Origin of the sequence: Streptomyces sp. NPDC006365 (assembly GCF_042870755.1) — a bacterium.
GTDB classification, from domain to species: Bacteria; Actinomycetota; Actinomycetes; order Streptomycetales; family Streptomycetaceae; genus Streptomyces; species Streptomyces xiangluensis.
Window position 1 is genome coordinate 72260 of record NZ_JBIAHS010000003.1, and the last position, 13134, is coordinate 85393.

The following is a 13134-nucleotide window of genomic DNA, read 5'->3' on the forward strand; positions in this document are numbered from 1 at the left end:
CGTACGCGATCGTGTATGGAACGGTCCCCGGAGGTGCGGGAGCACCGACCGAGGACCTTCACCACCGAGTGGACCTCTAGGGTCCGTCTTCAAACCGATCTTGCCCAGAGCAGGAATGACGCGAGTGTGACGGCTGCTTCGTAGGAGGTGGCGGTCTTCTCGTATCGGGTGGCGATTCCACGGAAGCCTTTGAGCCGGTTTATGCAGCGTTCAAGGAGCAAGCCGTACTGCACACATAGACGAGTTGACGGCAGGGAATGTCCCGGTCATCGGGGTTGATGGCTTGCTGGACGCTGCTGCCGTCGTGTGTCGGCTGCTGGAGCGGCAGGCTGGGGTCGTTGAGGACGGTGAGTCGCGGTGTGCGAAGACGTCCGCGCTGAGCTCCCCAGAGCGGTCCGTGGGGGACGGTGCCGGAACTGCGCCGGGATCTGGTGGTGGGGCTGCTGTCCGACCTGATGGCCCGTTGCCTCATCGGCGAGGCGACCGTCTCCTGGCACGATCCGGCATCCCGGGACCAAACAGCGATTCCGGGATGAAACATCGGGAAAAGCGACCTCTTAACCGGCCGGGGCGTGAGGTGGGAGTTCGCCCTGGAGAAGGGCGGTGCCCAAGGGGGTGAGGGTGTGTATGACCTGGGCGCCGGCGCGTTGGCTGTGCGTGAGGTTGGCCTCTCTGAGGGCAGCGATGTGTTCGCTCGCCGAGGGGGCAGAGATATTCAGGCGTTGGGCGAGTTCTCCGGTGGTGGCGGTGGTGTCCATGGCGGCCAACACGCGTGCGCGGGTCCGGCCGAGCAGGGTGGCCAGAGCCTCGGGGCGGCGGTCGCGGGTGACCGCCGGTGCCCAGGCCGGGGGGTGGGCGACGGGGTAGGCCAGGACTTGCGGCAGGGTGGGATCGGCCAGGGCGATCGGAGTGTTCCAGCAGAAGTGCGAGGGGATCAGTCGCATGCCGCGTCCGCCGAGGTGGACGTCCCGGTCCTCCGGGTAGCGCACGTGCAGCACGGGCGGCCGCCAGTCCATCAGGGGGCGGAAGGAGTCCAGCAGTCCGTGGACGCCGCGATCGAGCAGGATGCGTGTCCGCAGGGCCCGGTCGGCCTCGGTGGTCCTGGCCGTCCCGGTCCAGTCAGGCGTGATGATCGTGCGGTGCACCAGCCGGAATGCCGTCGCGACCTCCTCCATCCGGTTCCGTTCGCCCCGGGCCAGACGGTGTGCCCAGCGCGGTAGCGGGTGGGTACCGGCCAGCCGGTTCATCTCCTGGCGTAGCTGCAGCTGGGGGGTGGCTTGCAATGCCTCCAGCGCGGTTTCCAGGCCGTCGGCCGAGGCGCCGGGGGTCAGGAAGTCTGGCCAGTAGCCCGCCGAAGCGGGTGCCAGGGCGGAGAGCATCCGGACCGGGCCCGCCAGGTGATCCTCGGCCAGCCTGGCGAGGGCGCTGCGCCGCCAGGGGGCGAAGACCGGCAGACCGCGACGTGGCGCGGTCAGCTGGTGCAGGCCCAGCAAGGTTTCCCAGACCGGATCCGGCTCCCGGGCCAGATGGACGCGGGCCAGGTCCCCGTCCGTGAAATGAATGCGCAGCACCTTGTCTCCCCGTGTGTTGGTCGCTGTTGGGATACGTTTTCCGGCCGGTGTGTTCTGGGTGGCGCGGGCTGCCCGTCGCCGTAAGGAACGGATTGCGTGGACAGCGGTGTTCGCCGCCTGTGTGGTGGGCGTGGCGATGGACCGCCGGTGCGGACTCGCGAGAGCGGAAGTTACGGGCCGTGCGGTCCGGCAGCGGCCGTCACTCCGGCGGGACGTCGTCTCCGGTCCCGCCCGCCCAGGGGCCCTTGCTGGTGAAGAGCCGGGTGTGCGCGGGTGCTGGGCGGCGTTCGTACCAGCCTTATCGCCGGGTCGCCCTTGGCGCAGTCATCATGGCCCGACGGCAAGGCCGGCAGGAACAAGGGCACCGACGCGACGATGGCGCAAACGCCGTCGGCCGGAAGAAAGCCGGCGGGCAGCACACGGTTCACACCAGAAAACAGGCGTGTCTTCATTCCGTCCCCCCTCGGTCCACAGCTGCGACCACTCTGCCCGTCTCGGTGGTCAACCCGGTCGGCGGAGCGGCCCCCACAGAGTCATACGGGGAGATCGTGTTTGTCAGGGAGGCGAGTGATGAGAAAATCCGCATGATCGATGCAGTGGTCACTATGGCCGCAGGTGGAGGATGTCTGCTGTGCCTGATTCGGTGGGACAAGCGGAGCCGAGCATCCATCAGCTGCGGTTGTTCCTGGTGCTGAGCGAGGAGCTGCACTTCGGCAGGGCGGCGGCGCGGCTGCACATGACCCAGTCGGCGCTGAGCCGTCAGATACAGGACCTGGAAAGGCGGCTGGGCGTCGACCTGTTCTCGCGGGACAGTCGCACGGTGTTCCTCACAGATGCGGGCCGTGCCCTGACGGTGGAGGCGCGTGCCACCGTGGAGGCGATGGGCCAGCTGCGCGTTCGCGCCGACCAGTGGGCTCGTACCCTCGCCGGGCATGTGGTGGTCGGGACGATCGGCGCGGAGGCGGCGATGCCCTACACCCACGCGATCCTTGAGCACCTCCACGCCCACCACCCCCGCATCACCGTCGAGATCCGCACTCTCAACTTCACCGAGCACCTGGCGCAGTTGCTCTCCGGCGACATCGATGTCGCCTTCCTCCGGCCGCCGGTGCCGCCGACCATCGAGCTGCTGGAACTGGCCACCGAACCCCGCGTCGCCTGCCTGCCGGCCACCGACCCCCTGGCGAACCGGGCCGAAGTCTCCCTCTCCGACCTCACCGACCGCGCCTTCGTGGACGTCCCCCCGGAGGTGCCCCGGCAATGGTGGGATTTCTGGGCGGTGGACCCGCGCCCGGACGGCACACGCGTGCGCTACGGCCCCGTCGTCTCCGACATGGAAGGGCTATTGCTCGCGGTGGCCCGAGGCGAGGGAATGTGCTTCCTGCCTGCGGCAGCCCGGGACTTGTTCCCCCGCCCGGGGGTCCGCTACCTCGACGTGGTGGATCTGTCCCCGTCGGTGTCAGCCCTCGGCTGGCTGGCCCAGCACCGCCACCGCCCTGGCGTACAAGCCATGCGGGAGACCGCGGCCGCCGCCATGGCCGCCCCCGGCTGGGAGCGCGGCCCGTCCCGCTGAGCATGGCCGACCCGTTCCCCGGCCAAGAGAGCTTCTCGGCCTGGGACGCAAGCGTGCTCGCAACTGCCCCCGGCACTGGCACGCTGAGGAACGACCAGGAGCTCACAGGGGCGAACGGGGGCTGCCGTATCACGACCGAGCCGGATGCCCGGCCGGCTCGCATCCCCGAGGGAGGCAGGCCCAGCCCTGTCCACGACGGTGGCCTCCCGGTGGCGCTCCCCCGCCGATCGTGCCAGGTCGTGTCGGCCGCCCAGACGACCATGCCCGCACCGCCGCCCACGTCCAGATGGCTGTGCCCGGGTCCAGGGCGGCCGACGCCGTCGGCGCGGCGCGAACCATGCCAGGTGGCGGCGTACACGAAGACGTCTGCGGGCCCGCAGACCGGGCGCATGGGTGGCGGTCTTCCCCGGTAGCTGCTGACCAGCCGCTCCGGCGACAGGCGGGCGAGCGTGGACGCGACTTTGCCTCAATGTGGCGGGATGTGGCCGAAAGACGAGCACCGGCAAATGCAGCGGACACCGACCGCCGCCCGCCCCACACGGCCGCATCGTCGGGCCTCCACCACCGGGTTCGGCCCAGACCGAAAGGAGGCGCGGAATTCGCCCCAGGTCGGCAAGCTGCGGTGCGGGGCTGAGCCAGAGGAAAAGGAAGCACCTGAAATGAACATAGTCCGGACCAGCTCACTAAAGGTTGTCGCGCAATCTCGGGCCGCTTGTTCCGATGGCTGCTTACGGGCGCGTCAGTCGTAGCGCCTCTTGGCCCTCAGGTGTATTCGCACGGTCAGGGTTGTTCAGCCAGTCGCGGATGAGTGTGATGGCTTGGTCCACGATGGTGGACGGGGCACCGGAGGACTCGATCGATGTGCGGGCTATCGCGGCGAGTTGGTGGTCGCTGAGGGCGAAGGCGGCGCGTGCCGTTTCGTACTCCTCCAGCAAGCCGGGGCCGAACAGGAGGGGGTCGTCGGCGTTGAGGGTGCAGCGGATGCCGGCTTGCAGCAGCAGTGGGAGGGGGTGGGCGGACAGGGACTTCACGACTCCGAGGACGACGTTTGAGGTGGGGCAGACGTCGAGGACTACGCCTTCCGCAGCCAGGCGGGTGAGGAGTGCCGGGTCCTCCACCGCTCGTACGCCGTGGGCGATGCGTCGCGCGCTGAGGACGTCGAGTGCGGCGCGTACGCTGGCCGGGCCGGCGAGTTCGCCTGCGTGCGGGGCGGAGATCAGCCCGGCGTCCCGCGCGATGGCAAAGGCCCTGGCGAACGGCTCCGGAGGATATCGGGCCTCGTCCCCGGCAAGGCCGAAGGCGACCACCCCGTTGTCTGCCCGGCGGGCCGCGAGCCGGGCGGTCTCGATGCCCTCGGAAGGATCGGCGTTACGCCGGGCGAACACCACGACGCCGAAGCCGATGCCCAGCCGGGCAGCTGTTCGGCGGCCTTCGTCGATCACCGCGTCCAACACGTCGAGCGCGGCGTGCGGATCGGCCTCATAAGTCAGGGGGTTCACGTGTGGCTCGATCCATACCGCTCCGTCCGCGGCGGCGTCCTCGACTACCTCCCGCACCAGCCGCAGCAGGTTCTCCCGTGGGCCCTCGCGGACCAGCCGCGCGGCGACACGGTACAAGGGCATGAAGTCCTCGAACGACGCGAAGTCGCCGCGCAGGTCCGGCGGTTGTTCGTCATGCTCACCGGCCAGTTCCGCGAGGGTGGCAGGGCGCATCGCGCCCTCGAGATGCAAATGGAGATGGGCCTTCGGCAGACCGGCCAGGCTTCGCATGGCGCATCACTCTATGGCCATGCCGATGGTGAGCATGTGAAGTGCGACGATCCCCATGTGGCTGGGGCGAACGCGACCTTCGGTCGCTGCACCTTCTGGCCCTGGTGCAGGAGTTCGGTTCCACGTGCTTGGTTGCCCGGGCCGAGGACGGAATCCGTGGGTACATCTTCGGGTTCGTCACCCCAGACGGCACCGGGTACGTGCATCTGATCGCCACGCGGGACGACGCCCGTGGCACCGGTCTCGGGCGTCGTCTGTACGCGGCGTTCGCTGAAGCAGCGGAACGTCACGGTGCACGGAAGTTGAAGGCGATCACGTCAATCGAGAACACAGGCTCAATCGCCTTCCATCGCAGCCTCGGCTTCGATACGAAGATCGTCGACGACTACAACGGCCCCGGCCAGGCTATGGCCGTCTTCCACCGAGATCTGCCGCTCAACGTCTCGCGGCCCTGACCCACCAACCGTCACCGGTAATCGCTCCCCAGGTCGTAAGCAAGGCATACCACAGGCCAGCCCGCATGCAGGCGCTGTTCGGTGAGGAAGGCGTGGGCGGCGGTCACGAGGGGGACGTGGTGGTGCCAGTCCCCCGGAACGGTGCCGTAGGCGGCGTCGGCCACCACGACCGGCGGCCTCATGCCCCAGCCGGCGAGCGAGTCGAGCATGTCGGATCGGTGAAGCCCTCGAGGACGAGGGTGCACGGGGCGCCGTACCTGCTGTCGAGCAGGTCCTGCGGGTTCAGGTCGCTGGGCAGGTACATGTAGCCGTCCCACCGGCCCGAGACCTTGCCCGCGCCCTGCTGAAGCGGTGCCGGCTCTGCGGCGGCCATCAAGGCCTTGATGCCGCGGCCATCGCGCACGAACTGGATGACGAAGATCGCACTGCCCAGTCTTGATCACGACGGCGATCGAAGGCTGGCGCTCCCCCGGTCGATTAGCGCCCACAGATGCTCGGCACGGTAAGCCGACCAAGTAGGTCCCCCTGATCAGTAACCCGCCTCGAGTCTGTGGGGCTGATTGCGGTGATCGGACGAAACGAACCGTCAGCTCGTGCGGCCTGAAGATCTGGTCGATTACAGGAATCCCCAGGAAGACAGGGGACTTGCCCGCCGCCCGAGCATCGAGTTGCGCGATCTCCGCAGCCGCGAGGCTGACTCGGAGACCTTCGGCTTCGCCGAACCAGCCTTCGTGTTCGGCTTCGGCGATCCGATCGCTCAGGTTGTGCCGGATCTTTTCGGGGCGATGGGTCGTTCAATGGGGTTCAAGACGAGAACAGGGCAGCTTACGCAAGGGTGTTCGTGGCGGCAATCCGTTCCGTAGGCCCGCCCACATTCCCGAGTGCGAGTTTCCTGCGTTCGAAGTGGCTGAGGAATTCGTCCATGCTTCCGGGGTGACGGCGCGGTACTCGTCGGCCGGCCTCGTCGCGCGGCGGCGGGTGATCGGGATATCGACTTCTCCGAACTAAGCCCTGGGGTGCACCGACTAATGCATCGCGGGCGTCAAGCGCCGCGATTTATGATGATCGGATGCTGACGTTCACCGATGTCATTCTCGACTGCCCCGACCCCTGGAAGCTGGCCAAGTTCTACGCTGAGCTGCTGGGCTGGGAGATCAACACCGACATCAGCCAGAAGGACTGGGTCAACCTGCGCAACGACGGCGTCGAGCTGTCGTTTCAGCGGGTGGAGAACTACCAGCGGCCCGGCTGGCCGGGACAGGAGCATCCGCAGCAGTTTCACCTCGACTTCGAAGTGGACGAGTTCGAGCCTGAGCAGCGCCGGGTGATCAAGCTGGGCGCCACCCTCCAAAAGAGCTTCGTCGGCGAGTCCGGCTACGGCTGGCAGGTCTACATCGACCCGGCCGGACATCCGTTCTGCCTGTGCCGCAACCCTCCCCGGTCCTGACCGCACACGATGAGAAACCGCCCCGGCTCCGAATGGAGCCGGGGCGGCGGTCTCCAGCATCGGCCCGGACGTAGTCCGCGCCTGCCGCCGACTGCTCACGGCCGGCGTCCGGATCGGCGTCACCAGGCTGACCGGCACCCGCGCCCCGTCCCGCACCACCGAGCCGACGCGGGACGTGCCGTAAGCGGCGAGGCAGGGCCGGAGGAGACGGGCGGAGCAATCGGCGTCCCGCGCGTGGTGCCCATCGCGCGCCCGAGGAACCCGCCCGCACACCCCGGGCCGGCGGCACTCACCCTCACCGCCGCCACGGCCCTCGGGCTGCTCCTTGGGTTCGCGCCCCAGCTCGTCCTGTCCATCGCCGGCGGTTAGCCGCGCACGTGCAGCCCGAAACCCGTGCGGCCCGCGGGCTCCAGTCCCTCCTTCAGGTGCAGCGAGGGGACCTCGTAGTCACCGAAGTTCTGCCGCCGGAACGCGATCGGCTCTGTCGAATCCAGGGTGAGCAGGCGCCGCTCCCAGGCCTTGGCGACGTCCGGGTAGTCCTCGCCGGTCATCCGGTCGGTGCCGTACAGCACGAACGGCGGCAGCACCTCGACGCCTGGGTAGTAGAGGATGCCGTGGTGGATCGGGAACAGCAGATCGTCGATGGGGCCGTTGATCCCGCGAGCGGCGTAATGCGACTCTGGGCCGCCGGCGGTCACCGACAGCAGAGCCTTCCTGCCCGCGAGGGTGCCTTCGCCGAAGCGCTCGCCGTACCTGGTGTCGCTGTGCTCGCCGACGCCGTACGCGAAGTGATAGGTGAACACCCGGTCCACCCAGCCTTTGAGGATCGCGGGCATTGTGTACCACCACAGCGGGAACTGGAAGATGACCGTGTCGGCCCACAGCAACTTCTCCTGCTCGGCGAGGACGTCCCCGGTGAGCGTCCCGGCGTCGAAGGCCCGACCAGAATCCAGGGCGACCTTCAGCGGACTTGAGGCGTCGGGGCCGTAGTCCGCGGCGTCCACGACCGCCTTCCAGTTCATCGCGTACAGATCGCTCACCCGTACCTCGTGCCCGGCGGTCTCCAATGTGGACACCGCGAGGTCCTTCAGCGAGCTGTTGAGCGACTTCGGCTCCGGGTGGGCGTAGACGATCAGCGTCTTCATGGGGACTCCTTCGGATCGGGTGCCTTCGATTCTGGGCGCCGCGGCGCCTGGCGTTCAGGGGCGCCTCTTCCGTCGGACGGGACTTCCTGGTACCGGCAGGACCACCTTCACGCGCGCCGCCGAGGCGATACTGGGGGCATGGACGATCTTGCGGGCTTCCTGCGGACCCGGCGTTCCCGGGTCGACCCGGCCGCCGTCGGCATCCCCACCGACAGCCGCCGCCGGGTCGAAGGGCTGCGCCGCGAAGAGGTCGCGCACCTGTCCGGAGTCAGCGTCGACTACTACGTACGCCTGGAGCAGGGCCGCGCGACCCAGCCCTCCGAGCAGGTCCTCGACGCGCTCGCCCGCGTCCTCGGCCTCGACGAGACCGAAAGCGGGCACCTCTACCGGCTCGCCCGGCAGCGCCGCCGCCGCGCCAAGGCGCCCGGCGGGCGGGTCCGGCCAGAGCTGCTGCGCGCCCTAGACCTGGTCGCCGACGCACCCGCGCTGATCATGGACCACCGCCTGGACGTGCTCGCCGGAAACCGCCTGGCCGGACTCCTCTACGGCCGGCCGATGCCAGGCCTCAACACCGCCTGGCCGGACTCCTCTACGGCCGGCCGATGCCAGGCCTCAACACCGCCCGGCACATCTTCCTCGAGGAGGCCGAGCGCGGCTTTTACGCGGACTGGGAGAAATGCACCCTCGACGTGGTCGGGCACCTGCGCCTGGCCGCCGGCAAGTACCCCGACGACCCCCGCCTCGCCTCGCTCATCGGCGAGCTGGCGATGGGCAGTGAGCGCTTCCGCCGCCTCTGGGCCCGCGCGGACGTGCGCGCCCGCGCCCACGGACGCAAGGCTTACCGGCACCCGCTGGTCGGACTGCTGGAACTGCACCAGGAGAACTTCGCACTACCGGACGAATCAGGCATGGAGCTACTGGTGCTGTCCGCGACCCCCGGCAGCCCCGCCGAGGACGGGCTGCACCTGCTCGCGAGCCTGGGCTCGGACACCCTGACGCGCACCCCACAGTGAACGCTCAGATCCGCGAGTAACTCAACGACGCCCACCCACCGCCGGGAAGTCGTCGGTGTCCGGCGTTACCATCGGGTCGTCCGCGTCCCCTCTGAGTTGGCAGGCGGCGGTCGCGGGGTTGAGAACGCAGGTCCACCCGTCGCCGTGGTGGATCTGCAGAAGCGGGTTGCCGATCATGTCCGTGGCCTGCCGCTCGCTCGTGAGAACGCGGCCGGTGAACTCGCGGCTCGCGGCGGCAACGCGGCTGCGGTAGGCGTCGGCCGCCGGTCTGCTGACGTGTTCGCCGGCTGTGAGGGCGGATTCATCCTCGGCCAGGCATTCGATCCGTTGAAGTGCCCTTCCCCCTTCGCAAGCTCAGGAGGGAGATTCCCGCTTACTTTGCAGCAGCGGGCTTGACGCCACGAGTGCACCTGACGACTGCTCTCCCAGCAGCCGGGATAACCACGGTGTGGCCGATCCGGTACAGGTGCAAGATATTCCGGGCCGCGTTGTGGTCGGCGTTGCCCGACCATCCGCAGTCCGCGCTTTTGCATACGAACGTGGCCTGGTCCTCCCGGCTTCCGGGCGTGATGAAGCCGCACGCGGAAGCGGGAACCTTGACCAGGGTGCCGCCGTATCGGCCGGCCTTGTACGTCAGCAGTGTCACGGTGCGGCCCCATGCTTCGACAGCATGCAGGTCCGCCTGGAAAAATGAGGACCAGCGTCCCTTGGTAGGGTGCGCCGATGTCATCGATCAAGCAGTTCCAAGTCACCTTTGACTGCGCGGAACCTGAGCGCCTCGCTCGCTTCTGGTGCGAGGTGTTGGGGTACGTCGTACCGCCGCCACCGGAAGGGTTTGCGACTTGGGACGATTTCAAGCGTTCGCAGCCCCCTGAGCAGCGGGATTCATGGTTCGCCTGTATAGATCCCTCAGGGGTGGGCCCGCGACTGTTCTTCCAGCGTGTCCCCGAGGGGAAGGCTGTCAAGAACCGGGTGCATCTTGATGTACGGGTCGGCACCGGACTCGTGGGTGAAGAGCGTCTCGCCGCGCTTGAGGCTGAACGCGCGCGTCTGGAGCCGCTCGGCGCAGTACACGTGCAGACGTTGTACGACGGCAACGATGCCTGCATCCCGATGCTGGACATCGAGGGCAACGAGTTCTGCATCGACTGAGGCTCCTTCGAGCAGGCGAGGTGGGAGGTTGCTTCCCTTGGACCTCTCTGATCTCGCATGGGGCGGGAGTCACCTCGTGAGGGCGAGGTTGTGCAGCCGGGCGATGCCGAGCATGGCGTGGTGCACGCCGTTGCCCTTCAGGCGGCAGTCCCGCAGGATCTTCCAGGTCTTCATTCGGGCAAAGGTGTGCTCGACGCGGGCACGGACGTGTTTCTGCGAGCGGTTATGTTCCTTCTTCCAGTCGGATAGTTCTTCGCCAGCGCGGCAGCGGTGGGGCATCACGAGTTCGGTGCCCGGATAGCCGCCGTCGGCGATCGTCAGGGTGTTGCCGACTGCGGCCTTTGCCTCGAATTCCTCCCATGCCTTGCAGTCGCTGCGGTTGCCCGGCAGAGGCCGGCCGACTACGACGATGAGTCGGGGGGGCGACGTCGATGACGACCTGATGGTTACTCAGGTTGAACTCGCGGAGTCCGATGATCTGATCGCGTCGTCGTCCATGGTCAGACCAGTGGGTGGTAGACAGCCGTCGACCAGGTGAGGCCGGTACTGGATCTTCTTGAGCTTCCGCTTGATGACGCGGGTGAGGTGTGGGAGGTCGGCGGCGGCGAAGCCGGCCAGATGCCGCTTGAGGAGCGACCAGATCCCCTCGGCCGGGTTCAGCTCGGGAGCGGAGGAGGGCAGCTGGAAGATCTGTAACCAGTCCTGGTGCTCCTCGGCGAAGTCGGCCAGCTCCTTGACCAGGTGCACGTTCAGGTTGTCCCTGCACCACACCACCGGGGTGCCGAGCTGCAGATGGGTCATGACGATCAGATCGCGGTACTGGCGCCAGGAGAACGCCTTCGGCCCGCCCCGGCGTCCGTGCCAGATGTGCAGCTTGAAGAAGAACCGGGAACGGGGCCCGGCCCGGTAGCAGACCACGCCGGCGATGTTGACCCGTCCCCGGTTGCGGCCGCGCACCTGCACCACCGGCCGGGCTCCGCGCGGTGCCCAGGTGTGTCCCTTCGGCGGCCTCAGCCCCTGGCCTGCCTCGTCCTCGAAGCAGATGTGGGCGCCCAGGTCCGCCGCGGTCCTTTTACCTGCGGCCACACCTCGGCCTTCCACACCTCGATCGCCTCGTCGTTGCGTTCGATCGCCCGCCGCAGGGGTACCTGCGCGGACCAGCCGTGCCGCCGCAACAGCTTCCACACGCCCTGGATCGTGTACCCGACGTGGAACATCCGCCCGATCAGCAGCTTGACCCGCTTCAGCGTCCACCCCTGGAACTCGTCGTCCCAGCCGTGCGCGAGCGGGCCCCGCTTCAACTCCCGCTCCAGCCGCTCCCACTGGGACCGGCTCAGACGTTCCACCGAGGCCGGCCCCTTCGAGAGCAGGGCGTCAACGCCGCCTTGCTCCCACTCCCGCCGCCAACGTCGCACCGACCGCGAGGTCACCCGAAGCTCCCTCGCAACGGCCTCGGTCCTCTCACCGCGAGCGAACCGCTCGGCCGCCTCAAGGCGCAACCGCTCCCGTCTTTCCTGCTGCTTGGGCGTCAGCCCGCCCCCATGCGCGTACCGCATGACGACGTCGTACCGCAACGATCAAGAACCGTCACGGGCTACCAGGCTCCGCGAGTTCAACCTGAGTAAGCCGCTCGAGGAACTCGAAAGCCTCACCGCACCGGGGATGAAACGGATGATCAACCGCACACATCCATCGTCAACGCGGGGAACGAGCGCATTCGCGGTGAATGTCAACGCCCTCGCCGAGAATTTGTGGATGCTGGTCCAAACCGAGTGCGTCCGCGGCCACGTCTTCGCCACCCACGCCGAGGCCACCAACCTCGCGCTCTTCGAGTACATCGACGGCTTCTATAACAGCCGGCGCATCGAGAAGCGGCTCGGCCTCCTCAGCCCTGTCGAGTCCGAGGAGAAGCACCACGCCGAGCAGGCAGCGGCCGAACGAGCGAACCTGAAACCCCGTTAAATCAGCTCCTCCAATGGGGGCGCCACGGACCAAGTGCGGGACCATCACCCGATCAGCGCAATTCATGTCAGTCGCTGCCCGGCGTCATGCGGATGAAAGCAGACGATCACTCATCCGTAAGGGCGTCACCTGCTTGATGGTATTCCTGCTGATGCACTATCAGGTTACCCCCTTCTGGTGAAGAGAAAATGTGATTCTAATAGCGCCTCGTAGGGAACGTGGCTGATATGATCATCTTGCCGCGATGCTCTGAGACAGTAAAGCGCGTTCCGTGCTGAATTCGAGGCGAGGTTCTGGCTGGTCGAGCAGCCACTGCTGGAGAAAATCCCGAACCGTATCTACCGCTGCACGTCCTGCCGGTACTGGCACTTCACCGGATCCCATCACTGGACCAGCCAGAAGATCAAGCGGAGGGCGGGCTATGGGAGAAGGGAAGCCATTACGAGACAGAACCGTAAGAGAAGGGGAAAGAGCTGACGAGGAACCCTGCAGCCGGCGCGGGCATGTGATGCACGACCCGAGGCCCAACTCCTGCGGCATGCGTTCCCACTCGATCCCCGGCGTACAACACGTACAGATCCCGCACAGCACCTGCCGGTCCGGCAGCGATCAGCCGTTGTCAGTGCACCGGCCGACGGGCTGTGGCCCGGTCCGGTCCTGGACCAGTTCCTTCGACTCCGGGCGGCTTTTGCCCTATCTACGAGCAGGAAGACGACGAGATTGCGACAGAAACTGAGCAGGGGATTGGTCCTGGCCGTCGCCGCGACGGGCATCGTGCCCCTGTATGGCATTCCGGCGTTGGCGGATTCGCTCGCCGAGGTTCCCGTGAACACTAGTCGTGCGAGCACGCAGGGATCGCACGGTGCTCCCCACGGCTCCGCCTCTGGCGATGACCGCGAGCTCGGGGACGACGGCGGCTATGGCGGCGACTCGGACACGCCGGAAGGTTACGGCGATACGCCGTCGACACAGCCCTCCACCGCACCGCCGGCGACAAAGCCGTCCTCGCCCGCCACTGATCAAGGTGGCTATGGCGACGAGAACGTC

At 67.6% G+C, this 13134-nt stretch carries 14 protein-coding genes and 4 pseudogenes; 9 read left to right on the forward strand and 9 right to left on the reverse strand.

Annotated features, from left to right (window positions below):
• Nucleotides 1-557: 557 nt before the first annotated feature.
• Nucleotides 558-1571 carry an ArsR/SmtB family transcription factor gene (locus ACFYO0_RS09405; RefSeq protein WP_388672924.1) on the reverse strand — a complete coding sequence of 338 codons (1014 nt, stop codon included), beginning with the start codon at nucleotides 1569-1571 and terminating at the stop codon, nucleotides 558-560.
• 622 nt (nucleotides 1572-2193) lie between these two features.
• On the opposite strand from ACFYO0_RS09405, the gene ACFYO0_RS09410 reads away from it, so the two are divergent.
• The gene (locus ACFYO0_RS09410; RefSeq protein WP_388672926.1) at nucleotides 2194-3144 is read left to right on the forward strand and encodes a LysR family transcriptional regulator; all 951 of its coding nucleotides are present in this window, start codon (nucleotides 2194-2196) and stop codon (nucleotides 3142-3144) included.
• A gap of 728 nt (nucleotides 3145-3872) precedes the next feature.
• Here ACFYO0_RS09410 and add read toward each other — a convergent pair.
• The gene (add, locus tag ACFYO0_RS09415) at nucleotides 3873-4913 is read right to left on the reverse strand and encodes an adenosine deaminase (RefSeq protein ID WP_388672928.1); all 1041 of its coding nucleotides are present in this window, start codon (nucleotides 4911-4913) and stop codon (nucleotides 3873-3875) included.
• 41 nt (nucleotides 4914-4954) lie between these two features.
• Here add and ACFYO0_RS09420 point away from each other — a divergent pair, with 41 nt between their 5' ends.
• Nucleotides 4955-5368, forward strand: a complete 414-nt coding sequence (locus tag ACFYO0_RS09420; protein WP_388672930.1) for a GNAT family N-acetyltransferase — start codon at nucleotides 4955-4957, stop codon at nucleotides 5366-5368.
• A gap of 11 nt (nucleotides 5369-5379) precedes the next feature.
• On the opposite strand, the gene ACFYO0_RS09425 is transcribed toward ACFYO0_RS09420, so the two are convergent.
• Together ACFYO0_RS09425 and ACFYO0_RS09430 are read right to left on the reverse strand one after the other, a co-directional pair.
• Entirely contained in the window at nucleotides 5380-5577 is a 198-nt protein-coding gene (locus tag ACFYO0_RS09425; protein WP_388672932.1) for a hypothetical protein, read from the reverse strand.
• Nucleotides 5547-5741, reverse strand: coding sequence for a hypothetical protein (locus ACFYO0_RS09430; RefSeq protein ID WP_388672934.1), 195 nt, complete (start codon nucleotides 5739-5741; stop codon nucleotides 5547-5549). The genes ACFYO0_RS09425 and ACFYO0_RS09430 overlap by 31 nt, the downstream gene beginning before the upstream one ends.
• Nucleotides 5742-5961: 220 nt before the next feature.
• On the opposite strand from ACFYO0_RS09430, the gene ACFYO0_RS09435 reads away from it, so the two are divergent.
• The 3 genes from ACFYO0_RS09435 (at nucleotide 5962) to ACFYO0_RS09445 (ending at nucleotide 7184) form a co-directional block, all read left to right on the forward strand.
• Nucleotides 5962-6231 (forward strand): hypothetical protein, encoded by a 270-nt coding sequence (locus ACFYO0_RS09435; RefSeq protein ID WP_388672936.1) that lies wholly within the window; start codon nucleotides 5962-5964, stop codon nucleotides 6229-6231.
• A 206-nt stretch (nucleotides 6232-6437) separates the two neighbouring features.
• The gene (locus tag ACFYO0_RS09440; protein WP_388672938.1) at nucleotides 6438-6815 is read left to right on the forward strand and encodes a VOC family protein; all 378 of its coding nucleotides are present in this window, start codon (nucleotides 6438-6440) and stop codon (nucleotides 6813-6815) included.
• Between the two features lie 234 nt (nucleotides 6816-7049).
• On the forward strand, nucleotides 7050-7184 hold the full coding sequence (locus ACFYO0_RS09445) for a hypothetical protein (RefSeq protein ID WP_388672940.1): 135 nt from the start codon (nucleotides 7050-7052) through the stop codon (nucleotides 7182-7184).
• On the opposite strand, the gene ACFYO0_RS09450 is transcribed toward ACFYO0_RS09445, so the two are convergent.
• Nucleotides 7181-7960, reverse strand: coding sequence for an NAD(P)H-dependent oxidoreductase (locus tag ACFYO0_RS09450; protein WP_388672942.1), 780 nt, complete (start codon nucleotides 7958-7960; stop codon nucleotides 7181-7183). The genes ACFYO0_RS09445 and ACFYO0_RS09450 overlap by 4 nt on opposite strands.
• Nucleotides 7961-8098: 138 nt before the next feature.
• Between ACFYO0_RS09450 and ACFYO0_RS09455 the strand changes: the two are divergent.
• Nucleotides 8099-8993: pseudogene (locus ACFYO0_RS09455) on the forward strand (helix-turn-helix transcriptional regulator).
• A 353-nt stretch (nucleotides 8994-9346) separates the two neighbouring features.
• Here the strand turns inward: ACFYO0_RS09455 and ACFYO0_RS09460 are convergent.
• Nucleotides 9347-9637 (reverse strand): annotated as a pseudogene (locus tag ACFYO0_RS09460) (zinc ribbon domain-containing protein); the annotation flags it as partial.
• Nucleotides 9638-9696: 59 nt separating this feature from the next.
• Here ACFYO0_RS09460 and ACFYO0_RS09465 point away from each other — a divergent pair.
• On the forward strand, nucleotides 9697-10125 hold the full coding sequence (locus tag ACFYO0_RS09465; RefSeq protein ID WP_388672944.1) for a VOC family protein: 429 nt from the start codon (nucleotides 9697-9699) through the stop codon (nucleotides 10123-10125).
• A 69-nt stretch (nucleotides 10126-10194) separates the two neighbouring features.
• Here ACFYO0_RS09465 and ACFYO0_RS09470 read toward each other — a convergent pair.
• The 3 genes and pseudogenes from ACFYO0_RS09470 to ACFYO0_RS09480 form a co-directional block, all read right to left on the reverse strand.
• Nucleotides 10195-10576: pseudogene (locus ACFYO0_RS09470) on the reverse strand (transposase); the annotation flags it as partial.
• On the reverse strand, nucleotides 10576-11211 hold the full coding sequence (locus tag ACFYO0_RS09475) for a transposase (RefSeq protein ID WP_388672946.1): 636 nt from the start codon (nucleotides 11209-11211) through the stop codon (nucleotides 10576-10578). The pseudogene ACFYO0_RS09470 and the gene ACFYO0_RS09475, both read right to left, overlap by 1 nt.
• Nucleotides 11136-11681, reverse strand: a complete 546-nt coding sequence (locus tag ACFYO0_RS09480; RefSeq protein ID WP_388672948.1) for a winged helix-turn-helix domain-containing protein — start codon at nucleotides 11679-11681, stop codon at nucleotides 11136-11138. Before ACFYO0_RS09480 ends, ACFYO0_RS09475 begins: the two co-directional genes overlap by 76 nt.
• A gap of 199 nt (nucleotides 11682-11880) precedes the next feature.
• Here ACFYO0_RS09480 and ACFYO0_RS09485 point away from each other — a divergent pair, with 199 nt between their 5' ends.
• Nucleotides 11881-12087, forward strand: coding sequence for an IS3 family transposase (locus ACFYO0_RS09485; RefSeq protein WP_388672950.1), 207 nt, complete (start codon nucleotides 11881-11883; stop codon nucleotides 12085-12087).
• Nucleotides 12088-12807: 720 nt separating this feature from the next.
• Nucleotides 12808-13134: pseudogene (locus tag ACFYO0_RS09490) on the forward strand (hypothetical protein); the annotation flags it as partial.